Here is a 24,616-nt window from a genome sequence, read left to right as displayed (position 1 = left end):
CAGGTGAGCAGGCATGTCCGCTCTGTGATCCGGGTCGAGGGAATCGTGCAGGGGGTCGGGTTCCGCCCCTTCGTGTACGGCCTCGCGACCCGGCTCGGTCTCGACGGGCTGGTCGGCAATGACGAGAGTGGCGTCTTCATCGAGGTCGAGGGCTCCCCGGCCCGAGTGGAAGAGTTCCTGACGGTCCTCAGGGGCAGCCCGCCGCCCCTCGCGGTGATCGAGCGGATCACCGCCGGCCGGATGCCCGCCACGGGAGAGCCGGGATTCGTCATCGCGCGGAGCGCGACGGGCGGCGACCGGCGCGCGCTCGTGTCGCCGGACGTGGCGACCTGCGCCGACTGCCTGCGCGAGATGGACGACCCGGCGGATCGGCGGTACGGCTACGGCTTCACCAACTGCACCAACTGCGGCCCCCGGTTCACGATCGTCCGCGACGTGCCGTACGACCGGCCGAACACCACGATGGCGGCCTTCGCCATGTGCGCGGACTGCGCGCGGGAGTATCACGATCCCGCCGACCGGCGCTTCCACGCGCAGCCGGTGTGCTGCCCCGCCTGCGGGCCGCGGCTCCGGCTGCTCGACCGGACCGGCCGGGAAACGGCGGGAGACCCCCTGCCGGACGCCGTGGAGATGCTGCGCGGCGGAAGCGTGCTGGCGATCAAGGGGCTCGGCGGATATCACCTGGCGGCGGTCGCCGCGTGCGAGCCCGCGGTGGCGGCGCTGCGGTCCCGCAAGCACCGGGAGGACAAGCCTTTCGCGATCATGGTGTCCGATCCGGCCGAGGCGCGACGGCTGTGTCACGTGGACGAGGCGGAGGAGCGCCTGCTCACCGATCGGGCCCGGCCGATCGTGCTGCTGCGGCGGCGTCCCGAGGCGGACGTCGCGCCCTCGGCCGCGCCGGGCAACCGGTGGCTCGGCCTGATGCTGCCCTACACGCCGCTGCACCACCTCCTGCTCCGCGGGCTGGGCAGCCCCGCCGTACTGACCAGCGGAAACGTCTCCGACGAGCCGATCGCGTACATCGACGACGACGCCGTGACGCGACTGAGCGGCATCGCCGACGCCTTCCTCACCCACGACAGGCCGATTCACATGCGGACCGACGACTCGGTCGTCCGGGTGTTCCGGGGTCATGATCTGCCCATCCGGCGGTCGCGCGGCTACGTGCCGCACCCGCTGCCGCTGGCCTGGGACTTTCCCCGGCCCGTCCTCGCCTGCGGCGCCGAGCTGAAACACACGTTCTGCGTCGCCAAGGGCAGGCACGCGTTCGTGTCCCACCACATCGGAGACCTGGAGAACTACGAGACCCTGCGGTCCTTCACCGAAGGCGTCGTGCACTTCCGGCGGCTCTTCCAGGTCACGCCGCAGGTCGTCGCCCACGACCTGCATCCGGAGTATCTGTCCACGAAGTACGCCCTGGCACAGGACGGCGTCGACCTCGTGGGCGTGCAGCACCATCACGCCCACGTCGCCTCCTGCCTGGCCGACAACGGCGTCGCCGGGCCGGTGATCGGCGTGGCTTTCGACGGCCTCGGGTACGGTCCGGACGCGACGCTGTGGGGCGGCGAGTTCCTCATCGCCGACCTCGCCGGATTCGAGCGCATGGGCCATCTGGCCACCGTCCCGATGCCGGGAGGCGCGGCGGCGATCAAGCAGCCGTGGCGGATGGCCGCCGCCTATCTCGACGTCGTCTACGGCGGGGACATCCCCGGGGATCTGGCCGTCGTACGGCGCAACGCCGCGCGGTGGGAGGCCGTGGTGGCGCTCGCCCGCCGCCAGGTCAGTGCTCCGCTGACGTCAAGCATGGGACGCCTCTTCGACGCCGTCGCGACGATGATCGCCCCCCGCGACACCATCAACTACGAGGGCCAGGCCGCGATCGAGCTGGAGCAACTCGCGGACTCGTCCGAGACCGGCGCGTACGGCTGCCACCTCGCGTGGAAGACGCCGTCCACAGCATCCAACTCGATGCCCGGCAAGGTCCCAGGCCCCGTCTCCGGCCCAGTGTCCGGTTCTGTGTCTGGCCCAGTGTCCGGTTCTGTGCCTCCTGGCGTGCTCGGCTCCGCGCCTGTCGCCATGCCGGACGTGGTGCCCAGCGTCGGGCCGGCCTCAACGCCCTTCGTCGTGCCCGGTGCGGAGCTGGTCCGGGCGGTCGCCGACGACCTGCGGGCGGGCGCGGACGCGGCGGTGATCGCCGCCCGGTTCCACAATTCGGTCGCCCGCGTCATCGCCGACGGCTGCGCCCTCCTCCGGGACGTCAGCGGCCTTTCGACGGTGGCGATGTCGGGAGGCGTGTTCCAGAACCATCTGCTGCTGGAGCGGGCCACGGCCCTGCTGGAGGATCGCGGTTTCCAGGTGCTGCTGCACAGGCGCGTGCCACCGAACGACGGAGGCATCAGCCTCGGACAGGCGGCCGTGGCCGCAGCCCGCGACAGGCGACGCTGACGCCCGCCGCCGAGCGGCCGGCCGTTCGTAGTCACCGCTTGTGGTCACCGCAAGCGGCCGGTCGTCGTATGGGCGAAGGCGCCTCGTCCTGCGGCGCACCACCGATCGCCGAATCGTCGCATGATCACGTCCCCGGACAGGCAGGTCATTGCCCGTCGCCAGGAGCCCGTGCATGATCACGGCCTGCGAAGGGGCAGGTCACCGCTCGTGGCGAGGAACCGGTGCATGATCACGGCCTGCGAAGGGGCAGGTCACCGCTCGTGGCGAGGAACCGGTGCATGATCACGCGCGAGGGTTAGCCGCCTTGGTCGCCTGCGGGCAGGGTCGGGCTCTCCTCGTCGATGGGCTCCTGCTTCCCGACTCCGGTGGAGTCCTCCGTGGTCGACGTGCCGGTCGGGCGTCGCGCCTTTCCGGTGGCGCCGGCGGGCTCCCGCCCGGGCTCCTGCTCCTGGCCGGCGATCTCCTCTCCCTGCCTGGACGCGCTCTTGCCCACGTCCTGCGGGGACCTCGCCTCCGTGTCGGTCGCGGAGACGCCGGACCGCTCCTCCTCGGACTCCTCACGTCCGCGGTCCGGCGCGCCGGCCGCCTCGGGTGAGAAGGCCCGGTCGCCCGCCTGGACGGCCTCCTCGCTGCCGCGTTCCACATCGGGGGAGTACCCGTGCTGGTCCTCTCCCTCGAACCGGCCCGGCTTGGTCGGGGGGCCTGTCTCCTTCATGGTCAGCACCTCCTTTCAGAAGGCTCAGCAGATCCGGGGCAGCGGATCGCCGACGAGAACGTCGACGATGCGGGTGCCGCCGAAGGACGTCTTCAGCAGCACGAGCCCCGGAGGGTCGTCCTTGACGTGGCCGATGAGCGCCGCGCCCTCGCCGAGGGGATCCGCGCGCAGGGCCGCGAGGGCCGCGTCCGCCGCCGGGCCGTCCACCACCGCGATCATGCGTCCCTCGCAGGCGACGTAGAGCGGGTCGATGCCGAGCAGCTCGCACGCCCCCCGCACGCCGGGCCGTACCGGAATGGCGTCCTCCTCGATGACCACGGCGACGTCCGAGGCGCGGGCGACCTCGTTGAGGATCGTCGCGACCCCGCCGCGGGTGGCGTCGCGGAGGCAGCGGACCCCATCGGGGCAGGCGTCGAGCAGCGCCGTGGTGAGGCCGCTCAGCGGGGCGGTGTCCGACGTCAGGTCGGCCTCGATGTCCAGCTCGCCCCGGGCCAGCATGATCGTGACGCCGTGCTCGCCGATCGGCCCGGACACGATGACCGCGTCGCCCGGCCGTGCCCCGGCCACACTGAGGCTGATCGGCCGGTCCAGCAGCCCGACGCCCGACGTGTTGACGTAGCAGCCGTCGGCCTTGCCCCGCTGCACCACCTTGGTGTCACCGGTCACGATCTGGACGTCCGCCGCGGCGGCGGCCTCGGCCATCGACGTGGTGATGCGCCTGAGGTCGGCCACCGGGAAGCCCTCTTCGAGCACGAACCCGGCCGACAGGTACAGCGGGCGCGCCCCGCACACCGACAGGTCGTTGACCGTCCCGTTGACCGCGAGATCCCCGATGTCGCCTCCAGGAAAGAACAGCGGGGAGACCACGTAGGAGTCGGTGGTGAAGGCGAGACGGGCGGAGCCGACGCCCAGCACGGCGCCGTCCTCCAGAGGCTCCAGCAGCGGGTTGCGGAACGCTTCGAGGAAGACCGCCTCGACCAGGGTCTGCGTGGCCTTGCCCCCGGAGCCGTGGGCCATGGTGATGTGCTCCTCCTTCACCCTGGCCTTGCGGCGGCGCGCCCGGTCGATCCGTTCGAGGACCTGCTCCTCACGGCTCGGCGCGCGCGTGTCGGCGGCGTGTTCCCGGATGGCGGCCTCGGCCCATCCGGCCGTCCTCTCGGTGCCCATGCCTGCGGTGCCCGTGCCTGCGGTGCCCGTGTCTTGGGTGTCCGTCCCCTCGATGTCCGCCGCGATGCCCGTCCTCTTGATGTCCGTGCTCTTGACGTCCGTCACCGTGTCGCCTCCCTCACCCGCTCCCGGGAGAAACGGCCGAAGTTGTAGTAGGCGGCGCAGGCGCCCTCGGAGGACACCATGCAGGTGCCGATCGGCGTCTCCGGCGTGCAGGCGGTGCCGAACACCTTGCACTCCCACGGCTTCAGCACGCCCTTGAGGACCTCGCCGCACTGGCAGGCCTTGGGGTCGGCCACCCGGCTGCCGGGGATCTCGAAGATCCGCTCGGCGTCGAAGGCGGCGTACCGCTCCCGCACCTTCAGCGCGGAGTGGGAGATGAAGCCGAGCCCGCGCCACTCGAAGTACGGGCGGAGCTCCATGACCTCGTTGATCGCCTTGAGCGCCTTGAGGTTGCCCGCCCACGGCACGACGCGGGCGTACTGGTTCTCGATTTGCGACCGCCCCTCGGCCAACTGCACGAGCAGCATGTAGATCGACTGCAGGATGTCCAGCGGCTCGAACCCCGCCACGACCAGCGGTTTGCCGTAGTCGCGGGCGATGAACTCGTACGGCCGGCAGCCGATGATCGTCGACACGTGACCGGGACCGATGAAACCGTCCAGGCGCAGGTCGGGGGAGTCCAGGATCGCCTTGATCGCGGGGATGATCGTCACGTGGTTGCAGAAGATCGAGAAGTTGCCGATCTCCTCGGCCGCCGCGCGCAGCACCGTCATGGCGGTCGACGGGGCCGTGGTCTCGAAGCCGATCGCCATGAACACCACGTGCTTGTCCGGGTTCTGCCGGGCGACCTTGAGCGCGTCCAGCGGCGAGTAAACCATGCGGATCTCCGCGCCCTGAGCCATGGAGTCGAAGAACGAGCCCCGCCCGCCCGGCACGCGCATCATGTCCCCGAACGAGGTCATCACGACGCCGGGTCGCTCGGCGATGTGGATGGCGTCGTCGACCCGGCCCATCGGGATCACACAGACCGGGCAGCCGGGGCCGTGGACGAGGGTGATGGTCTCGGGCAGATAGTCCTCCAGCCCGTGCTTGTAGATCGTGTGGGTGTGGCCGCCGCAGACCTCCATGAACTTGTACGCGCGGCCCGGCTCACACAGGCTCGCGATCTTCGCTGAGAGGGCCCTCGCCTTCTCGGCGTCGCGGTATTCGTCGACGAAGCGCACCGCGGCTCACCCCCGGTCTATCGAAGAGCCACGGAGCGCGGCCAGTTCGTCGTCGTAGGCCTGGCCGATGCCCTCCAGGAAGTCCAGCGCGGCCCTGGCCTCCTCCTCGTCGATCTTCGACAGGGCGAAGCCGACGTGGATGAGGATCCAGTCGCCCGGCTGGAGCCGCTCGTTCTCGAGCAGGCCGACGTTGATGGCCCGCCGGACTCCGCTCACATCGACCTTGGCGAGGTCAGTATGGCCCGGCAGGATCTCCACGATCTCGCCGGGGATGCCCAGGCACATGAGACGCCTCCGCGATCTGGATGGATTCGAGGACGAGACGGTCGCCGCCCTCGGTGTCGATGTCGGTGCCGCCGCATTCAGGGCACACCGCGAAGGCGTCGTCGGACGTCGTCGCGTGCCCGCAGGTGCGGCAGGTGACGCGGACGGGCTCGGTCACCAGGTCGAGCTCCGCGCCCTCCGCGACGGTTCCCTCGGAGACCATGGCGAACGCGTGGTCCATCGCGGGCCCGGCGATGCGCAGCAGCACTCCCGCCCGCACCCGCGCCCGCCGTACCCGCCTGCCGTTCGCGCGGCGCTCGACGGCCTCCACGATGGCCTCGGCGATCCCGAACTCGTGCATGACCCTCGTCACCTCGCTGTGCCCGGCGGCGCGGCGTGCCCGCCACGCCCGGCCGGGGCTACGGGAGACCCCCGGAGGACCATCTTCCTGATCTCCAGGTAGCGCTTGATGTCGGGGAACGACTGGATGAGCAGCGCCACCACGCCCAGCGTGGTCACCGCGATGAGTAGGCGTTTCAGCATCGTTCCTCCTCCTTGTTCCTTGCCGGGTGCTCCTCGACGTTGGGCTTCTCGACGTCGGGCTTCTCGACGTCGGGCTTCTCGACGTTGGGCTTCTTGGCGTCGGGCTTCTCGCCGTGGACGGTGGCCGGGGCCGCCGCCCCTTCCGCGATCAGTTCGAGGACCAGCTCGGCCGCTCTGCCGACGGCGTCCGCGACCGGCCGGCTCAGCTCCATGCCCGGTGAGGTGTCGTACGGCTCGCATCCGACGAGCAGCACGCGCCCGGCGCCGTCGAAGCAGTAGCCCCGGTCACCCAAGTCAGGCCGGTCACCCCGGGCGGCCCGGTCGCCCGCGAGAGCGCCGGCGAGCGCGAGGACCGCCTCGGGGGTCATCGCGTGGCCGTCGACGAAGGCGCCTGCGTCCCCAGGCAGGGCACCCGCCTGTCCACCCAGTGAGGGCTCCAGGACGTAGAGCGTGCCGGGCACCTTGCCGCGCGGCGCGGCGTCCACCAGGATCGTGGCGTCGTAGCGGCCGGCGGTGAGCTCGTAGGCGAGGTGGATGCCGCGGATCCCGAAGTCCGCCACCTCGACGCCTTCCGGCAGGTCCGCTCCGGCCAGGCTCCGGGCCACCGCCACGCCGAAGCCGTCGTCGCCGAGGAAGACGTTGCCCACGCCCGCCACCAGGGTCCTCATGCCTTCTCCTCCCCGTCGCCGCCGATCGGCTCGACCTCGTCCGGCGCGAAGTAGAGGAAGCGCCCGTGGGCCCGGTGCAGGTCGGCCGCGGGGTCGTCTTCGAGGGTGACGGCGAGGTGCCGCACCCCGTCGACGTCGAGCAGCACGGCCTCGACCCGGGCGGTACGGCCGGCCAGGAACATGTCGTGGGCGTCGGCGCGCCGTCTCCCGGGGTTCAGCCGGACCCGGCTGCCTCTGGCGATCATCGTCCCGGCGACGATGACGCTGTCGGTCTCCGGTGACACGCCGGTGTCCGCGCCGGGATTCCACCACGGGGTGGGCGAGCCGTCCTCCGCCGAATCGTCCGCCGAATCGTCCCGCGGTGAATCGTCCTGTGACGGGACGTGCGCCAGCTCACCGTCCTCGACCGGCCCCTCATCCACGGGGGCGCCCACGTAGCGGATCGCGCCGTGGAGCCTTTCGAGCAGCTCGGGCGGCAGGTCGCCGGTCCTCTCCAGGATCTCGGCCACACGCGGGTCGGTGGCCGCCGCCTCCCGCTTCTCCTCCTCGGTGAGCGTCATCGTGCGCAGGCTGAGCAGCTCGTCGATCTCCGTCGAGTCGAAGAGGTCGCCCGGACTCTCGGGGGCGATGGCCGGGTAGTCGTACAGGATGATCGGCGACGACAGCACGACCTCGCGGTGTCCCGGCTCGCCGACCAGCACGGGCCACGTGTGCTCGTTGTGGCAGACCTCAGCGGCCTCCCTAGCCCACTCCGGCGGGTCGAGCAGCGATACGAAGGCCCCGCCGGACACCCCGATGAGCAGGTGGGCGGCGATCAGCGATCCGCGCAGGGCCATTTCCCGTGACGCGTCGTCCCCCTCCCACGCGGTGGTGTTCTCCACCCCGACGCGCAGTTTGATCAGACCGTACGGCCCGGCCAGCCGTTCGGCTCGGGCCCGGAGGGCCGCCCGCACCGGCCGGTGCTCGGCGACCACGCGGCCCAGCCGTTCGCCGGCCGGCCCGATGATCGGCTCGACCGACTGGTCGCCCGGAACGCGGACCTCGATGATCCGCTCGGCTCCGACCAGCTCCGCCACGGGCAGAACGGCTCCCGCCTCCCGCTCCGTCGCCTCGTCGAAGGTGATGTAGATCCGCTCGCCGGCGGCCAGCTCGGGGACGGGCCGGTGATCCTTGCCCTCCGCCTGCTCGACGGTCCGGGCCTTGACGTGCAGGAAGCGCAGCCGCACGTCCAGCAGGGCGTCCTCCGCCGGTTCGAGGAGGCATTCGGTGACGCTGGACGACGGCTCGCCGGTCGAGGTGAAGCCGGGCGGGACGAGCACGCCGAACTGCCAGCGAATCCGGTTCTTGGCGGCGGACGCGCGGTAGGGGTAGAGGAGGTAGCCCTCGTAGAGGACGGCGTCGGCGACGCGGCGGGCCGTCTCCATCGGCGCGCTCATCCCCGTGCCTGCCTCATGTCACGTGCCTCCCTCATGTCGTGTGCGTCCTCGATGTCGCGGGCGTCCTCGAAACGGCCGGCGTCCTTGAAGGGAAGCGTCTCCTCGGGCGGGAGCCGGAGCAGCGCGTTCACAGTCTCGTCCCAGGTGGCCAGCGCCCGTTCCGTCTTGAACCGGTGCAGGTCCCGCAGGGTGTCGCGGCCCAGCCGCAGCCAGCCGGAGCCGGGGAAGTAGCGGTCCATCAGGTCCCGCCACACGGCCACCGGCAGCCGGTAGCGGGTCTCGCACTCCCAGGGCACCTGCCGTACGGAGAAGCCGGTCTCGCTCCTGGCGAAGACGGTGCCGCTGAAGAGCAGGAGCAGCGGGACCTCTCCGTCGTCCAGCGACGCGAAGTACTTCCCCGCGGCCACTTCCAGGTCGTAGCTGCAGGGCACCGGCAGGTCGATCTCCGTGGTCCCCGCGAAGCCCGGCACCATGGCCGTCACGTGGGCGAACTGCATCGGCTTCAGCGTGTCCCCCCACCGGGACGGCCGGCCGAAGAGATCCGCGAGAAGCGCGGTCTCGCTCTCGTCGTACCGCCTGCGCTGCGGTTCGACGCGGATCTGGCACCGCAGCGCGATGGCGTGGACCCCGGCCGCGGACGGATCGGCGATGCGCAGCCGGAACATCAACGTCGGAGAGGCCGCGTAGGCCTCCGCCCGCGCGTCCAGGCAGTCGAAGCGGAGCTCAGTCGCCATCGTCCCCTCCCCGTGGTATGACCTCGCCGCGACGGCGCAGATCGGCGAAGAAGCCGTCGATGGCCTCCCACGCCTCCCGCCCACCGTCGAAGCCCTTCCAGTGCAGCCGCACCAGGCCGACCAGCCGGTAGCAGGCGTCGATTGGCACGAGATGGCACGCGAAACCGTCCGGACGGCGGTCGACCAGCAGCGCCTCGACGTCCGGCTCGGCCTCGGCCAGCGCCGGGTTGGCCTCCAGGACTCTTTCCCATGTCTCCATCGGGAGAAGCGACTCGGTCGCCCCGCCGGGACTGGGATAGAAGGCGACGGTCCGGCCGAGTGCGGAGTTGCGGAAGAAGAACGCCGTGCGAACGGGGATCTGCAGCTCGTCCCAGTCGGCCGCCGAGATCCGGAACGACGGCGCGTGGAGGTAGCGCTCCGGCACGGCCCGGTACCGGCCCCCGGCGGCTCCCCTCGGGGTGAACAGCAGGTAGCACCCGCGGCAGGTGCACATCAAGGCGCGGCTCTCGAGGTTCACCACGTGGCCGTGGTGCTCTCCGAGCGGCTCGGCGCACATCTCACACCGCTCCACGGCCTGCTGAGGGCCTGCCTGCGGAGGCTCGCGGAACCGGCGCAGCCCGGTCGTCATGAGACCTCCTCCGGCACCTGCTCATCCGGCACCTGATCATCCGGCACCTGCTCATCCGGTACGGGGCACGGTCCGGGAGGCCGCGGCTGGATCTGCAGCAGCGGGCTCGCCGGGCCGGTCACGCCCCCGACGGCCGCCCCTTCGACGGCCACCCCTTCGACCTCGACCTCCGACACCTCCGGCGCGGCCCGCGCGATGGCCCGTTCGATCGCGTGCGTGACGGTGATCTGGGAGGACGGGCAGCCGTTGCAGGTGCCCTCCAGCCGCAGCCGCACCACCCCGGCGGGGTCGACGTCCAGGAGCTCCACCCCGCCTTCATGCAGGCCCAGGTAGGGGCGCACCTCGTCGAGCGCCGCGCGGACCCGCTCCGCCGTCGTCAGCGGGTGGAGGTCGTGCACCACGAGCAGGCCGGAGACGAGGTCGTCACGGGTCAGCCCGCGCAGCACCTCGGCCGCGCCGGCCTCGGTGACGATCTCGACGACGCGCTCCAGCGCCGCGCCGTACAGCTCGATGAGGGCCCGCACGAGCTCCTCCGCCTTGGCGCGGGCCCGCGCGTCGGCCAGCGTGCCCAGCTCGGCGATCAGCGCGTCCACGCGGTCGCCGGCCGCCTGTACGTCGCGAGCTCCCGGCATCGTTCGCGTCTCCCTCCGTCTATGTTCCTTCGTCTACGTCACGGTGAACCCATGGGGGCTGTGGACGGTGCGCAGCTCCCTGCCGCCGCCCAGGTACATGTGCACGCCGCAGGGCAGGCACGGGTCGAAGCTGCGGACCGTGCGCATGATGTCGATCCCCTTGAAGGTCTCCGGCGGGTTCTCCTCGAAGATCGGAGTGTTCTGCACGGCGTCCTCGTACGGCCCGGGCGTCCCGTGGACGTCGCGGACGCTGGCGTTCCAGGGCGTCGGCGGATACGGGTGGTAGTTGGCGATCTTTCCGTTCCTGATCACCATGTGGTGGGACAGCACGCCGCGGACCGCCTCGGTGAACCCGCAGCTGATCGCCTCCTCGGGCACCGTGAAGGGCGTCCAGGTCTTGGTGTGCCCCTGGCGCACCTCGTTCAGCGCCTGCTCCACGAAGTGCAGCGCGCATGCCGCCGCGTACGCCTGGAAGTAGGTCCTGGCTCTGTTGCGTTCGAGCGTGTTGGACAGCAGCCGGCCGTCGCGCTCGGGGATCGTCCACTCGAACGTCGTCTCCGGCCTGGTGGCCGTCTTCGGCAGGTTGATCAGCACGCTGTGGCCGGTGGCCTTGACGTAGCCGATGTCGACGAGCCCGTTGAGCGCCGTGGACCACAGCCGGGCGAGCGGGCCGCCGCCGGTGTCCAGCGCCAGCAGACCCTCCCCGTCGAACCAGCGCGGCGACATGACCCAGCTGTACTTGTCGGTGAAGTCCCGCTTCTGCGGATGCGGGATGGTGTGCTGGTTCCAGGGATGCCGGATGTCGACCGGGTTGCCCAGCGGGTCCTGGGTGACGAACGGCTCCATGTCCGCCCAGTCCTCGTAGTAGGAGCTGCCGAGCAGGATCCGGATGCCGAGGTTGATGTCCACCAAATCGTTGGTGACGAGCTTGCCATCCACGATGACACCGGGGGTGACGAACATCCGCCGGCCCCAGTCGCTCATGTTCTCGTAGGTGAAGTCGCAGTAGTCCGGGTCGTTGAGGCTGCCCCAGCAGCCCAGCAGGACCCGCCGCCGGCCTACCTGGTCGTAGCCGGGCAGCGCCTCGTAGAAGAAGTCGAACAGGTCGTCGTGCATGGGGACGACCCGCTTCAGGAACTCGACGTACCTCATCAGCCTGGTCAGGTAGTCCGTGAACACCTGAACGGTGGCGACCGTGCCCACGCCGCCCGGGTACAGCGTCGAGGGGTGCACGTGCCTGCCCTCCATGAGGCAGAACATCTCGCGGGTCGTCCGGCTCATCGCGAGCGCCTCGCGGTAGAACTCGCCTTCCAGTGGGTTCAGCGAGCGCATGATGTCGGCGATCGTCCGGTAGCCGTGCTCGGCCGCGTGCGGCGCCTCGGTCCGCTCGGCCTGCGCCAGCACGCCGGGGTTGGTCTCGCGGACCATCTTCTCGCAGTAGTCCACCCCGACGAGGTTCTCCTGGAAGATGTTGTGATCGAACATGTACTCGGCCGACTCGCCCAGGTTGATGATCCACTCCCCGATGGCCGGCGGGGCCACGCCGTACGCCATGTTCTGGGTGTAGACCGAGCACGTGGCATGGTTGTCGCCACAGATCCCGCAGATCCGGCTGGTGATGAAGTGAGCGTCGCGGGGGTCCTTGCCCTTCATGAAGATGCTGTAGCCGCGGAAGACCGACGACGTGCTGTAGCACTCCGCGACCTCCCTGTTGGCGAAGTCGACCTTGGCGTAGATGCCGAGACTGCCGACGATCCGGGTGATGGGATCCCAGGCCATCTCGACCAGTTGACGTTCCTTCTCCGGTGAGTACGTCATGTCAGCTCCAGGGCGCCTTGTATCCAGTGAGCAGCTCGCGGCCCCGCCTGCGCCACTTCGGCTCCTTGTCCACCGTCTTGAAGGTGATGTTGCGCAGGGTGCGGACAACCGTGCCGTAGGCCTCGCTGGCGGTCGCCGAGACGCGGGCGCCCGGCGGCTCGTCCATGAAAGGCATGAACTTGTCGGGGAAGCCCGGCATCGTGCAGGCGATGCAGATGCCTCCCACGTTGGGGCAGCCGCCGATGCCGTTGATCCAGCCGCGCTTGGGGACGTTGCACTTCACGACCGGTCCCCAGCAGCCGATCTTGACGAGGCACTTCGGCGAGCCGTACTCGGTGGCGAACTGGCCCTGCTCGTAGTAGCCCGCCCGGTCGCAACCCTCGTGGACGGTCATGCCGAACAGCCAGGTCGGGCGCAGCGCCTCGTCCAGAGGAATCATCGGCGCCTGGCCCGCGAGCTGGTAGAGCAGGTAGAGGATCGTCTCCGACAGGTTGTCGGGGTGGATCGGGCAGCCGGGCACGTTGACGATCGGCAGCCCCGCCTTGGACCGCCAGTCCCACCCCAGGTAGTCGGCGACGCCCATCGCGCCGGTGGGATTGCCGGCCATGGCGTGGATGCCGCCGTAGGTTGCGCAGGTGCCGGCGGCGAGGATCGCGGTCGCCTTGGGCGCCAGCCGGTCCAGCCACTCGCTGGTCGTCATGGGCTGCCCGGTCTCCGGGTTGTTGCCGAACCCGCACCAGTACCCCTCGCGCTTGATCGACTCGTTCGGGATGGACCCCTCGATGACCAGCACGAACGGCTCCAGCTCGCCGCGGTCGGCCTTGTACCACCACTCGATGAAGGTGTCCGCGCCCTGCATGGGGCCGCACTCGAAGTCGATCAGCGGCCAGTGCACGGCGATTTTCGGCAGCCCGGGAAGCGCCCCCAGCACGATCTCCTCGATGCTCGGCTGGGTCGCCGCCGTGAGCGCCACCGAGTCGCCGTCGCAGCTCAGCCCCGCGTTGATCCACAGAATATGGATCACCGGTTCTTCCTGCGCTTGCGATGTGGTCTCTTGCGTGTCGGTCGGCGCGGTCATGCGCCTCACCACCCTCGGGCGGATCGAACGTGTTTCACGTTTCACTTGGCGCGCGGCGGCACCGGAGCCTCGGCTGCCGGGCCGAGCCGCGTGAGGGCGTCCTGGGTCAGCTCCCAGAGCGCGTGGTAGACGGTGGTCTGAGCCTCCTGGATGCGGTGCACCGAGGACGACGGCACCACGAACAGATGGTCGATGGTGCCCAGCTCGGCCATCTGCCCGCCGTCGTAGCCGGCCAGCCCGACCGTGATCATCCCGCGCCTGTCGGCCTCCTCGAAGGCGGCGATGAGGTTGCGCGAGTTGCCGCTCGTCGACAGCCCGAACGCGATGTCCCCCGCGCGGCCGGACGCGGCGAGCTGACGGGCGAACACCACCTCGAACCCGATGTCGTTCGACAGGGCCGTCACCACCGCGATGTCCGCGGTCAGGGCGAACGCCGGCAGCGGCCGGGCCGTGCTCCCCGGGTGACCTTCCGGGTGACTTTCGGGGTGGCCTTCGGGGTGGCCTTCCGGGTGAAGGAACAGGGCGGCCACGTCCTGCGCGTCGGTCGAGCTGCCGCCGTTGCCGAACGCGAACAGCCGCGCGCCCCGGCTGAAGGCCGCGGCCATGGCCTCGGCGCAGGCGGCCATCCGGGCGCCGTCGCGGTCGGCCACGGTCTGGCGCAGCGCGACGATCTCGTTGGCCTTGTCGACGGTGGACTGGCGGACCGCCGTGAGGACGCGGTCGAGGTCGGCGGAGGCCGAGTAGAGGAACGGGTACAGCGACTCCATCGAGTCATCGGCGCTGCTCACGTGGTCACCTCCTCACCCCTACCTGCTGGCGGGCCGGACCCTCGCTCGCCCCGGCCGATCCCAGCACGGCGATCGCCTCTTTGGCGTGCACGAGAATGGTGTCCCCGACCCTGGCCTCCACCAGGGCGACGCTCACCTCTTCCCGGCCCCGCCCGGTGTCCACGACCGCGAGATCCGCCTCCAGCAGGCTGACCACTGTCACCGGCACCGCCTCGTCCGAGCAGGTCACGCAGACCTCGGCGTGGCATGTCACGCTTGGGCCCGTCCGGGCCGGATCATGAGCGGTCATGCGACCACCTGGGGATCCAGAACGCCGGGCTGCTCGAAGAACACGTGCACCAGCTCCCACAGGATGTGGTAGGTGGTGACGTGCACCTCCTTGGCGACACGGGGGTCGCCGGTGGGGGCGATGAGGACGTGGTCGACGGCCGGGCTCCGCGCGATCTCCCCGCCGTCCCCGCCCACGAGCGCGATCGTGAGCAGGCCCAGCTCCCTGGCCGTCTCCAGGGCTCTGAGCACGTTCACGCAGTTGCCGTACGGTGAGACACCCAGTGCGATGTCGACCGGCGCTCCGAGATGGCGGAGCTGGTGGGCGAAGACGTCGCCGAAATCGGTCTCGGCGGCGATCCCTGTGATGGTCGCCACGTCGCTCGTCAGCGAGAACGAGGGCAGTGCCCGCTTACCGACGATCACCGGATGGACGAACTCCACCGAGATGTGCTGGGCGTCGGTGGCCGCCTCCCCGTTGCCGAAGACGATGAGCCGCCCCCCACGGTGGAACCGCGTCGCCATGGCGTGACAGGCTCGGGCCACCCGTTCGGCCTCGGTCGCGAGACTGCGGGCGGGCCCCACGCGACGTGCGAAGATCTCCGGAACAGAAGCCAGGACTGCCTGGTCCATCACGGACCACTTCCCCAGGTGATGCCCCCGTTGTTTCCCCTTCTGGGGAGACTCCCCTGTTATCGACCGTACATACGAGCAAGACGGTAAAGGACAACTGATGTCCGTAATTTCGCAAAGATCATCTTGTGCTGGGCAAGGGAGACGCGAGCGGGGAACGGTCCATTTTGTAGGTGTATGTCTCCTTTGGCCGGGTACGGCCAGCCGGCAAGGGGGAAAGCGCCATGACAGACGTCATCAGCATGATCAAGACCGACCATCGTGAGGTCGAGGCCCTGTTCGACCGACTCAAGAAGGACGTGGAGAACCGCCCCGCGCTCCTCGCGGAGCTGGCGGCCAAGTTCGTCGCCCACTCGCGGGCGGAGGAAGACCTCGTCTATCCCGAGATCGCCAAGACTGTCCCGGAGGAGAAGGACGAGGTCCACGAGGGAGCGGAGGAACACCACCAGGCCGAACGGATCCTGCTCCAGTTGCTCGACGCCAAGGCGGACGACAAGAACTTCGACAGGCTCCTTCAGGAGTGTGCACAGGCGATCAACCACCACGTCCAGGAGGAGGAGAACAAGATCCTGCCGGGATTCGCGAAGGCCGTCCCCGGGCAGCGGCTGACGGAGCTCGGCCGGGCCTTCAGCGAGCACAAGGCGCGGGACCTGGTCATCAGCGTGATGTCCGCCGGCGGTCCCAAGAAGGGCAAGGCCAAGTCCGGGCGCGGCGGGCAGGACGTCTCGGAGATGAGCCGGGAAGAGCTCTACCAGCGCGCCCAGGAGGCGGACATCCCCGGCCGCTCGGGGATGTCGAAGAAGCAACTCGCCGAGGCTCTCCAGAAGGGCGGCAAGCGCTAGAGGGGCGTGTCCCGACAAGTCAAGCCCTGCCGCGCGCGGCGCAGATGGCGCCTCGCGGCCCTGCGCGTGCCCGATCGAAGCCGGCGCGGCATGACCCCGTCGTTCTCGGCGGGGAAACAGCCGTGGTCAATAGTGCCGGCGTCCCTCCAGTGAAACGCGCCGGGTGTCGGCGAAATTTGACAAGAACGTCATTCGGCTCTCAGGAGAATTCTCGTCCTGGAATGGCGCTCATTTTCATTGAACGAAAGTCCGGGTATCCGGGCCCGGGGTCCATGGACATCGGGGTGAATGCCGGGGCGGGGGACGCGGCTCGTTGGCCGTCGCTCGCCAGGATCAATTGGTGGAGACGGCGCAACTCGGGCCCCGGCTCCACCCCGGCGTGCTCCACGAGGCAGGCCCGGGCCCTCGCGTAGGTGGCCAGGGCGTCCGCCCGCCGCCCCGACTCGTGCAGGGCGACGAGCAGCCGGGACCACATGCGCTCATGCAGCGGAAACTCGCCCACCAGGCGCCGAAGCTCGGCGACGGCCTTGGAATGCAGCCCGGCGGCCAGCAGGATGTCCAGTGCCTGCTCGGTGCCCATCAGGCGGCGTTCTTCCAGCCAGGCGATGCTCGCGTCGAGCAGGGCGCCCCCGGATACGTTCTCCAGCGGTCGTCCTCGCCACATCCGCAACGCCTCGTCGTAACGGGCGCTCGCCTCCGCCAGGCGGCCCTGGGCGTACAGGAGCTCGCCCTCCGCCGTGAGCGCCTCGAACTGGAGGAGATCCAGCTCATCGGGCCCGACGATCAGACGATAGCCGGACGGCACGGTCTCCAGCCGGTCGTCTGCCCCGGGCTCCGCCTCGTCGAGGCGCCGCCGGAGGTGCGTGGCGTACGTGCGCAGGTTGGCCGTCGCCGAGGCGGGCGGCTCGGTCCACAATGACTCGGTGAGGCGGGTAAGAGTAACCGGCTGCCCCGCGTGGAGCAATAGCGCGGCCAGGAAACTTCGGGTCCTGAGTCCGCCGAGATTGGCGCGGCGGTCTCCCACCTGCGCTTCGAGATTGCCCAGAATACGGAACTCCATCTCGGCGTCCTCCTTGACGATATGCCGCGCGGACCAACGGGGAGGCGAGATTTTCCGATGCGACATGTTGTTGGTAGTAGGTCGAGTTACCGTTGTCAACCCTTTAGTGGCAATTGTTCCAGTGGTCCGAGTGGCGCTCATGTTTCTTACTCGGGGGTTTATGCGCAATCTATGCGGCAGCCGATGCGCGATCACCACGTAGACGTGTAGAGGCCCGCGGCTAGCGTCAGGCGCAGCGGTTGGAGTCGCGTGTCCGGCGGAAGGGGGAGCACGGTGGCCCTGTCCTCGCCCCACGACCTGGGTCGCGCCCCGGCCCGCGACCTGTCGCCGCCGCCGCGGCTGCGTCCGATCCTGGAGGAGTTGCTCTCCGGCGTGCCGGACACGACCGCGAGCCGCCGGCTCAACATGTCGGCCCGCACCTACAGCAGGCGGGTGGCCGAGCTGCTCGACTATCTGGGGGTAGACACCCGTTTCCAGGCGGGCGTGGAGATCGTCAGGCGCCGGTGGGTGGCAGCGGCGGCCGGACCCGTCTCCCCCAGGACGGCCCAGCCCCCCGAGCACATGCCGTTCCACTGAGACCGGCCCCCGGGTTTCTCCTCGTCAACCCGCCCCGCCACGACTCGTCATCCCGCCCCGCCACGACTCGTCATCCCGCCCCGCCACGACTCGTCATCCCGTCTCAGCCAGGAAGTCGAGGAGCGCGCCGTTCACCTCGACCGGCGCCTCCAGGAACCCGAAGTGCCCGGCTTCCGGGATCTCGGCGTACCGGCAGTGCGGAATGGCCTTGGCGACCTCCCGGCACATCGCGGGAGGGGTCACCACATCGTCGCCGAAGGCGACGACGAGGCAGGGCCGCGTGACGCCGGCCAGCGCCGGCGTCCGATCGGGGATCACGGTCGCCTCGTACTGCGCCGCAGCCCCGGCCCCCCGCATCGGGAACCGGCGTAGCACGGCGAACCAGTCGGCGGCGGCCCGGTCGTCGGCGAGCGTGGCGGCGCCGAACAGCTGAGTCATGTGCGCCACCGTCTCGAAGTCGCCGCCCACGGACGGTTCCCGCATGCGGGCCGCCGCGGCCCGCGCGGAGGACTGGCGGAAGAAGTCGGTACGGCCCCGGGTGCCGAGCATCACGGCCGCCCGGACCAGGTCCGGCCTGGCCAGGGCGAGCTCCTGCGCGGTCATGGCGCCGAGCGACGCCCCGATGACCGCGCAGGGCGCGAGCCCCAGCTCCGTGATCAGCCCGGCGGCGTCCGCGGCCAGGTCGGCGAGCCGGTACGGCCCCGGCGGCACCGACGACGGCGCCGTGCCGCGGGCGTCGAACGTCACCACCCGGTAGCCGGCCGCGATCAAAGCCGTGACCTGGTGCATGGACCAGATCGCGGCCCGGGTGCCGGCCGGGGGGATCAGCATCACGGGCCGGCCGGTCCCGTGGATCTCGTACGAGAACGACAGCGCTCCTACTCGGACAATGGGCATGGACTGGAGGGAATTGCCGGGCGTTCCCCCGGTCAAGCGGCGTGACGACTTCTCGCCAACCTCTGCCGCCCGCATTGTTGCTCGCGTCACCGGTGGACACCATGGCCCCGTGCACTCACATATGACCTCGCTTCGGCATTTGTCGGACCGTGACGTGGACTATCTGGTACGGCGGGGCGCCTGGTTCGCCGGTCCGGAATCCCGTGGGCACCGGCCGCTGGCCGACCTGGTCGTGGGTGGCTTCTTCCGGGCGACCTCCACGAGGACGCGCACCGCGTTCGCCTCCGCCGCGCTGCGTCTCGGCGCGGGTCATGTCGCCTACGGCCCGGAGGACCTGCAGCTCAACACCGGCGAGTCGATGGAGGACACCGCGCGGGTGCTGGCCCGGATGCTCGACGCGCTGGTCGTGCGTACCGCGGGGGATCCCCGCGAAGTCGAGGCGCTCGCCGGCCAGGGCAGGATGGCCGTCGTCAACGCGATGAGCGCCGACGAGCATCCGACCCAAGCCCTGGCGGACCTGACGACCATGTGGCGGCATTTCGGGCGGATCGCCGGGCTGCGGATCCTGTATGTGGGGGAGGGGAACAACACCGCCGCCGCGCTGGCGCTGGCGCTGCCCCGGTACGCCGGTGTCTCGCTGTGCCTCGCCACACCGCCCGGCTACGGCCTGGACGCGGAGATCCTCGCGGAAGCCGTACGGCTGGCGAAGGAGCACGACGCCTCGGTCTGGGAGACACACGACCCGGCGGACGCCCCCGGCGGGGTGGACGTCGTCTACACCACCCGATGGCAGACGACCGGCACGTCGAAGCCCGATCCGGACTGGCGGGCGGTGTTCGCCCCCTTCCAGGTGAACCGGGCGCTCATGGCCCGGCACCAGGAGGCCGTGTTCATGCACGACCTGCCCGCCCATCGGGGCGAGGACGTGACGGCCGAGGTGCTGGACGGGGCCGCCAGCATCGCCTTCGACCAGGCGGAGAACAAGGCGCACAGCGCCAAGGCCGTGCTGGAGTGGTGCATCCTGGGGCGGAACGAGTGAGCGGCGGCGATCCCGCGTTGTCCCCCGCCCAGCGGTTCGCCGAGGTCGTCCGGCGCATGCCGGACGCGCCGGCCGTCGAGGACGGGGACCGGGTCCTCACCTACCGCGAGCTCGACGCCCGGGCCGCCGCCATAGCGCGCCGGCTGCGCGCACGGGGAGCCGGGCCGGAGCGAACCGTCGCGATCCTCGTGGACCGCACCGCCGACCTGCCGGCCTGCGTCCTCGCCACCTGGCGGGCCGGGGCCGCGCATCTCGCGCTCGACCCGCAGACTCCCCGAGCCCGGCTCAGAGCGGTCCTCGCCGAGGTCAGGCCGGTCGCCATCCTGACCCACGGCCGGTTGCGCCACCGGCTCGCCGGGATCCCGATTCCGCAGCTCGCGGTCGACCGTGACGCCCCCGACCACGGCGCCCCCGATCGTGACGCCCTCGACCACGGCGCCCTTCCCGAGCCGGACGAGCGGGATCGGCGCCCGGACGACGTCGACGTCCTCGCCTACCTGATCTACACGTCCGGCTCGACCGGCGCTCCCAAGGGCGTCGGGGTCAGCCGGCGGGCGCTGCTTGCCACCCTCGACGACTGGATCCGGCTCTACGGTCTCGGGACGGACATCACGAGCGTCCTTCAGGTCGCCGGCTTCGGCTTCGACGTCGCCACCGGCGACGTGGCGCGTGCCCTGCTCACCGGCTGCCGCCTGGTGATGTGCCCGGGGGAGACGCTGCTGAGCCCGCCCGCCCTGCACGCGTTCATCCGGCGCGTCCGGCCCGACCTCGCCGAGTTCACCCCCTCGCTGCTGCGGCCGCTGGTGAGCCACCTGCTCCAGACCGGACAGCGCCTCGGGTCCGCCCGGTGCCTGGTGGTCGGCGGCGAGAACTGGACGGCCGCGGACTACCGGTCGCTGCGCGCGGTCACCGGCCCGGACGTCCGGATCTTCAACACGTACGGCCTGACCGAGACGACGATCGACTGCACCTATCACGAGACGGGAGCCGGGCCGTACGAGGAGACCGGCGTGCCCATCGGCCGCCCGTTCGCGGCGACGGAGCTGCACGTGCTGGACGGCGACCTGCGCCCGGCCCAGGAAGGCGAGCTGTATGTGGGCGGCGTGCGGCTCGCCCGCGGCTACCAGGCCGATCCCGCCACCACCGCGCAGCGCTTCGTCCCCTCTCCCGAGGGCCCGCCGGGCGCCCGGCTCTACCGCACGGGCGACAGAGTGAGGTGGCTGCCGGGCGGTGAGCTGTACTACCTCGGCCGGAGGGACGACCAGGTCAAGGTCCGGGGGGTGCGCGTCCACCTGGCCGAGGTGGAAAGGGCGCTGGCCGCCCATCCCGGAGTGCGGGCCGCCGTCGTCGTCCCGCACGAGGTGACGGCCGACGGCGCCGCCCGCACCGAGCTGGCCGCTTACGTGATCCCCGCCGCCGACCGGCTCGACCCCGGCGAGCTGCACCGCCATGCGGCGCGGCAGCTCCCGCCCGGGATGGTGCCCGCCCTCGTCACCGTGCTGGACGGCTTCCCGGTCACTCCGAACGGCAAGGTGGATCGGGACCGCCTGCCCCCGCTGCGGGAGTGGCCGTCCGCCCAGCCGCTCGCCCCGGAGCCGTCCGCCCCCGAAGCGTTCGCCCCCGGAGCGTCAGGCTTCGGGACGTCAGGCGTCGTGCCGCCGGGCATCACGGCCGGTACGGCCGAGGCGGCCGTGGCGGGGATCTGGGCCCGCGTCCTCGGCCGCGCCGTCCCGGCCGCTGGGGCCGACTTCTGGGAGCTGGGCGGCAACTCGCTGCTCGCGGCCCAGGTCGCCGGGCTGATCCGGGCGGAGCTCGGCGCCGAGCTGCCGCCCGCGGCGTTGCTGGAGCACCCGACCGTCGCCGAGCTGGCTCGGCTGGTGGCCGGGGCTGTCGCCGGAGAGCCGATCCCGGCCGACCCCGCCCGCACCGAAGGGCCACTGTCTCCGGCCCAGAACCGGCTGTGGCTGCTGGACCGGCTGGCGGGCGGCCTGGCCGACTACAACATCCCCGCGGTCATCCGCCTCACCGGCCCGCTCGACGTGCCCGTACTGCGGGCGGCCCTGCGGCGCCTGGTGGACAGGCACGCCGTCCTCCGCACCGCCTTCCTGATGACCGCAGGCGGCCCCATCCAGAGAGTTCGGCAGAGCCGGCGGGTCGCGGTGGCGGGGGAGGACCTCCTCGAGATCGCCGAACCCGGAGCCGCCGGCATCGATGGGTGGATCCAGGAGTTCGCCCGCCGGCCGTTCGATCTGTCGAGGCCGCCGCTGCTGAGAGCGGCCCTCCTGCCCGACGGCCCCGGCCGCGTGCTCGCGCTCTCCATGCACCACATCGTCTCCGACGGCTGGACACTGCGGATCCTGCTGCGCGACCTCGGGATCATCTACTCGGCGCTGGTCCAGGGGACCGAGCCGGAGCTTCCCCCGCTGCCCTTCAGCTACCTGGACCACTCCGCCTGGTACGCCGGGCGGCTGGAGCGCGGCGACTTCGACCACCAGCTCGCCTACTGGCGGGAGCACCTTGCGGGCGTGCCTCCGGCCCGCGCGCTGCCACCTCCCACAGGCCCCTCGGACGGCGGGCCGCGGCGGACGGCCGCCACACTCGGCCCCGACCTGACCGACGCCGTGCGCGGCCTGGCCCGGGAGCAGCGCGCCACGGTGTTCGTAACGCTGCTCACCGCCTTCATGACGGTCCTGCGCCGCTGGTCCGGCGGGGAGGACCTCGTGGTCGGGGTCCCGTTCGGCGACCGGACGGTCCCGGGCACCGAGGACCTGGCGGGCTTCTTCGTCAACACGGTTCCGCTGCGGGCCGGCGTGCCGGGAGACGCGGCGTTCAGCGACGCCGTACGGCTGACCCGCGCGGCCGTGGCCGGCGCGGCCCAGGCCCAGGACGTTCCCTTTGACCTGGTGCAACGCGAACTGCGGCGTTCCGGCGCGGGTGTCCCGTTCCGGGCGTGGTTCAACTTCCTCGGTCCCCCCGACCAGGCCCCCGGCATGGCGGGCCTGGTCACCGAGATGCTCCCGCCGCCCGTCGTGGGGGCCCTGTTCGACCTCAACGCGTACGTCATGGAGGGGCCGGACGACCTGGAGATCGAGCTGATCTTCGACGGCGGTCGCTGCGACGAGGAGCACATGTCCGCGTTCATGGAGCAGTTCATCGTGCTCCTCCGGCGGGTCGCCGCCGATCCGGACGCGCCGCTCGACCGGCACACCCTGACCGCCGATCCCGCCGATCCGGGCGATCACGGTGGCGAGACCCCAGCCGTTGAGAGCGGAGCGGGGAGCGGGCCGTCCGCGTTTCCCTCGCTGCCGTCGTTCTCGTCGCTGCCGTCCGCCGTGGCCGCCATGGCGGGCCGCACGCCCGACGCGGTCGCGGTGCGCGCGCCCACCGGAGCCGTCACCTATCGCCAGCTGTCCTGCTGGGCGGGCGCGGTGGCCGGGCGCCTGGCAGGCCGCGACACGGGACGGGACGCGGGCGGCGACGCGGACGACGTGGTCGCGGTCTACGCACACCGGGGGCTCTCCCTGGTCGCGGCACTGCTGGGGGTGCTCGAGGCGGGCGCTGCCTTCCTCGTGCTCGACCCGGCCTACCCGCCCGCTCGCTTGGCCGCCCAGATAGAGGAGGCGCGACCGGTCGCGCTGCTCCACCTGGCCGAGGCCGGCCCGCTTCCGGAGGAGCTGGCGCGGCGAGTGCCGGCCGTACTGGCGGTGCCCGGGACGCCGGAGGACGGGCCGCCCCTGCGCGGAACCCCCGCGCGTGGCCTGGCCTATGTCGCGTTCACGTCGGGGACCACCGGGCGTCCGCGGGCCGCACGGGGAGATCAGGGGCCGGTCGCCCACTTCCTGGAGGTTTACGCGCGGAGGTTCGCGATATGCCCGGGGGATCGGTTCGCGATGCTGTCCGGGCTGGCCCACGACCCGCTGCTGCGTGACGTGTTCGCCCCCCTGTGGACCGGCGCGACGATCTCCGTGCCGCCTCCGGACCTGATCCGGGCCCCCCGCGAGTTGCTCGCCTGGCTCGCCGCCGAACGGGTGACGATCGCTCATCTCACCCCGCCCCTCGTCCGGTCACTGGCCGGTGCCCGCGGCGGCCTCCGGCTGCCCGAGCCACTACTGCCCGATCTGCGGCTGGCCGTCTGCGGCGGTGATCAGCTCCGGTGGGCCGACGTCGCCACCCTGCGCGGTCTCGCGCCCGGCGTCGTGGTGGTCAACGCGTACGGCACGACCGAGACCCCGCAGGTGGCGGGCTGGCACGTCGTCGCCCCGGGGGAGCCGGGTGGGCCGGGCGAGCTGCCGGTGCCGATCGGACGCGGCGTCGAAGGGGCCGAGCTGCTCGTGGAGGGTGTGGGCGGGCTGGCGGCGGCGGTCGGGGAGATAGGGCGGATCGTCGTCCGCACGCCTCACCTCACTCACGGGCACGACGGCCGCTACGACACCGGCGATCTGGGCCGAAGACAGCCCGATGGGTCGGTCGTGCTGACAGGGCGGGCCGACGACCAGGTGATGATCGCGGGGCATCGGGCCGAGCCCGCCGAGATCGACCTGCGCGCCGTTCGCCTGCCGTACGTGCGGGACTGCGTCTCGGTCGCGCGCCGGGGGCCGGACGGCGAGGCGCGTCTGGTGAGCTACGTCGTCCCGGCCGGGGCGGAGCCCGTCGGGCTGGCCCGGCTCAGGGCAGACCTGCGACAGGAACTCCCCGGCCATCTGCTTCCCGCCGGGATCGTCGTGCTGCAAGGCCTGCCCATGACCCCGAACGGAAAGGTCGACCGGGCCGGGCTGCCCAATTGGACGGCTCTCGAGACCGGCGGCGAGGCTCCGTCGACACCCCTCGAACGGCGCATCGCGGAGACGTGGGGCGAGATCCTCCGGCTGCGGGCGGTCGCCGCGGACGTGAACTTCTTCGACCTGGGCGGCACCTCGCTGCTCATGGCCCAGGTCCAGCAGGCGCTGCGGCGCCGGCTCGGGAGGGACATCCCGATCGTGACGCTGTTCGCCCATCCCACCGTGCGCTCGCTCGCCGCGCATCTGTCCGGGTCGGCGGCCGGGCACGCGCCGGCCCGGGCGGGCCGGCTGAACCCGGTGACGTCCGACGCGGCCCAGCGCCGGGCCATCCGGCGCGAGCTGCGGGACAAGCCAGCCGGGAACCTCGGTACGAGATGAGGAC

23 protein-coding genes are annotated in these 24,616 nt (G+C 71.3%); 5 read left to right on the top strand and 18 right to left on the bottom strand.

The genetic code is table 11. From position 1 onward, the window contains the following. Window positions 1–3: 3 nt before the first annotated feature. Window positions 4–2,445: a carbamoyltransferase HypF gene (gene hypF, locus N5079_RS18645; RefSeq protein ID WP_261585197.1), complete on the top strand. Its 2,442-nt coding sequence runs from the start codon at window positions 4–6 to the stop codon at window positions 2,443–2,445. 295 nt (window positions 2,446–2,740) lie between these two features. Here hypF and N5079_RS18640 read toward each other — a convergent pair whose 3' ends face one another. From N5079_RS18640 to N5079_RS18565, 16 genes are all read right to left on the bottom strand, one after another. Further along, window positions 2,741–3,160: a hypothetical protein gene (locus N5079_RS18640; RefSeq protein ID WP_261585196.1), complete on the bottom strand. Its 420-nt coding sequence runs from the start codon at window positions 3,158–3,160 to the stop codon at window positions 2,741–2,743. A gap of 24 nt (window positions 3,161–3,184) precedes the next feature. Then, window positions 3,185–4,432 (bottom strand): hydrogenase expression/formation protein HypE, encoded by a 1,248-nt coding sequence (gene hypE, locus N5079_RS18635; protein WP_315967865.1) that lies wholly within the window; start codon window positions 4,430–4,432, stop codon window positions 3,185–3,187. Continuing rightward, window positions 4,429–5,553, bottom strand: a complete 1,125-nt coding sequence (gene hypD, locus N5079_RS18630; RefSeq protein WP_261585195.1) for a hydrogenase formation protein HypD — start codon at window positions 5,551–5,553, stop codon at window positions 4,429–4,431. Before hypD ends, hypE begins: the two co-directional genes overlap by 4 nt. A gap of 6 nt (window positions 5,554–5,559) precedes the next feature. Continuing rightward, window positions 5,560–5,838 carry a HypC/HybG/HupF family hydrogenase formation chaperone gene (locus tag N5079_RS18625; protein ID WP_261585194.1) on the bottom strand — a complete coding sequence of 93 codons (279 nt, stop codon included), beginning with the start codon at window positions 5,836–5,838 and terminating at the stop codon, window positions 5,560–5,562. Then, complete coding sequence (locus tag N5079_RS18620) at window positions 5,786–6,178, bottom strand: hydrogenase maturation nickel metallochaperone HypA (protein WP_261585193.1); 393 nt, start codon at window positions 6,176–6,178, stop codon at window positions 5,786–5,788. Before N5079_RS18620 ends, N5079_RS18625 begins: the two co-directional genes overlap by 53 nt. 8 nt (window positions 6,179–6,186) lie before the next feature. After that, window positions 6,187–6,360 carry a DUF6893 family small protein gene (locus N5079_RS18615; RefSeq protein ID WP_261585192.1) on the bottom strand — a complete coding sequence of 58 codons (174 nt, stop codon included), beginning with the start codon at window positions 6,358–6,360 and terminating at the stop codon, window positions 6,187–6,189. Further along, entirely contained in the window at window positions 6,354–7,028 is a 675-nt protein-coding gene (locus N5079_RS18610; RefSeq protein ID WP_261585191.1) for a hydrogenase maturation protease, read from the bottom strand. Before N5079_RS18610 ends, N5079_RS18615 begins: the two co-directional genes overlap by 7 nt. Further along, complete coding sequence (locus tag N5079_RS18605) at window positions 7,025–8,464, bottom strand: hypothetical protein (RefSeq protein WP_261585190.1); 1,440 nt, start codon at window positions 8,462–8,464, stop codon at window positions 7,025–7,027. Before N5079_RS18605 ends, N5079_RS18610 begins: the two co-directional genes overlap by 4 nt. Continuing rightward, a complete protein-coding gene (locus N5079_RS18600) occupies window positions 8,461–9,198 on the bottom strand; it encodes a DUF6084 family protein (RefSeq protein ID WP_261585189.1) in 738 nt (245 codons plus the stop codon). The genes N5079_RS18605 and N5079_RS18600 overlap by 4 nt, the downstream gene beginning before the upstream one ends. After that, window positions 9,188–9,826, bottom strand: coding sequence for a DUF5947 family protein (locus tag N5079_RS18595; RefSeq protein WP_261585188.1), 639 nt, complete (start codon window positions 9,824–9,826; stop codon window positions 9,188–9,190). Before N5079_RS18595 ends, N5079_RS18600 begins: the two co-directional genes overlap by 11 nt. Beyond that, window positions 9,823–10,458 carry a NifU family protein gene (locus N5079_RS18590; protein WP_261585187.1) on the bottom strand — a complete coding sequence of 212 codons (636 nt, stop codon included), beginning with the start codon at window positions 10,456–10,458 and terminating at the stop codon, window positions 9,823–9,825. Before N5079_RS18590 ends, N5079_RS18595 begins: the two co-directional genes overlap by 4 nt. Before the next feature lie 33 nt (window positions 10,459–10,491). Then, on the bottom strand, window positions 10,492–12,276 hold the full coding sequence (locus tag N5079_RS18585; protein ID WP_261585186.1) for a nickel-dependent hydrogenase large subunit: 1,785 nt from the start codon (window positions 12,274–12,276) through the stop codon (window positions 10,492–10,494). Window position 12,277: 1 nt separating this feature from the next. Then, entirely contained in the window at window positions 12,278–13,300 is a 1,023-nt protein-coding gene (locus N5079_RS18580) for a hydrogenase expression protein HypE (RefSeq protein WP_261585185.1), read from the bottom strand. A 95-nt stretch (window positions 13,301–13,395) separates the two neighbouring features. After that, the gene (locus tag N5079_RS18575) at window positions 13,396–14,142 is read right to left on the bottom strand and encodes an SIS domain-containing protein (protein ID WP_261585184.1); all 747 of its coding nucleotides are present in this window, start codon (window positions 14,140–14,142) and stop codon (window positions 13,396–13,398) included. 4 nt (window positions 14,143–14,146) lie between these two features. Next, window positions 14,147–14,431 carry a HypC/HybG/HupF family hydrogenase formation chaperone gene (locus tag N5079_RS18570; protein ID WP_261585183.1) on the bottom strand — a complete coding sequence of 95 codons (285 nt, stop codon included), beginning with the start codon at window positions 14,429–14,431 and terminating at the stop codon, window positions 14,147–14,149. Next, window positions 14,428–15,042, bottom strand: a complete 615-nt coding sequence (locus tag N5079_RS18565) for an SIS domain-containing protein (protein ID WP_261585182.1) — start codon at window positions 15,040–15,042, stop codon at window positions 14,428–14,430. Before N5079_RS18565 ends, N5079_RS18570 begins: the two co-directional genes overlap by 4 nt. 224 nt (window positions 15,043–15,266) lie before the next feature. Between N5079_RS18565 and N5079_RS18560 the strand changes: the two genes are divergently transcribed. After that, complete coding sequence (locus tag N5079_RS18560; protein ID WP_261585181.1) at window positions 15,267–15,884, top strand: hemerythrin domain-containing protein; 618 nt, start codon at window positions 15,267–15,269, stop codon at window positions 15,882–15,884. Window positions 15,885–16,083: 199 nt separating this feature from the next. Here N5079_RS18560 and N5079_RS18555 read toward each other — a convergent pair whose 3' ends face one another. Next, window positions 16,084–16,944, bottom strand: a complete 861-nt coding sequence (locus N5079_RS18555) for an AfsR/SARP family transcriptional regulator (RefSeq protein ID WP_261585180.1) — start codon at window positions 16,942–16,944, stop codon at window positions 16,084–16,086. A 249-nt stretch (window positions 16,945–17,193) separates the two neighbouring features. On the opposite strand from N5079_RS18555, the gene N5079_RS18550 reads away from it, so the two are divergent. Then, window positions 17,194–17,520 (top strand): hypothetical protein, encoded by a 327-nt coding sequence (locus N5079_RS18550; protein WP_261585178.1) that lies wholly within the window; start codon window positions 17,194–17,196, stop codon window positions 17,518–17,520. Window positions 17,521–17,613: 93 nt separating this feature from the next. Here N5079_RS18550 and N5079_RS18545 read toward each other — a convergent pair whose 3' ends face one another. After that, entirely contained in the window at window positions 17,614–18,417 is an 804-nt protein-coding gene (locus N5079_RS18545) for an alpha/beta fold hydrolase (protein WP_261585177.1), read from the bottom strand. 109 nt (window positions 18,418–18,526) lie between these two features. Here N5079_RS18545 and N5079_RS18540 point away from each other — a divergent pair, with 109 nt between their 5' ends. Together N5079_RS18540 and N5079_RS18535 are read left to right on the top strand one after the other, a co-directional pair. Then, the gene (locus N5079_RS18540; RefSeq protein WP_261585175.1) at window positions 18,527–19,456 is read left to right on the top strand and encodes an ornithine carbamoyltransferase; all 930 of its coding nucleotides are present in this window, start codon (window positions 18,527–18,529) and stop codon (window positions 19,454–19,456) included. Further along, on the top strand, window positions 19,453–24,612 hold the full coding sequence (locus tag N5079_RS18535) for a non-ribosomal peptide synthetase (protein WP_261585174.1): 5,160 nt from the start codon (window positions 19,453–19,455) through the stop codon (window positions 24,610–24,612). The genes N5079_RS18540 and N5079_RS18535 overlap by 4 nt, the downstream gene beginning before the upstream one ends. The last annotated feature ends 4 nt before the right edge of the window (window positions 24,613–24,616 follow it).

This window comes from Planotetraspora sp. A-T 1434 (genome assembly GCF_025420585.1).
Lineage (GTDB): Bacteria > Actinomycetota > Actinomycetes > Streptosporangiales > Streptosporangiaceae > JAOEGB01.
This window is presented reverse-complemented; position numbering and strand designations above follow the sequence as displayed.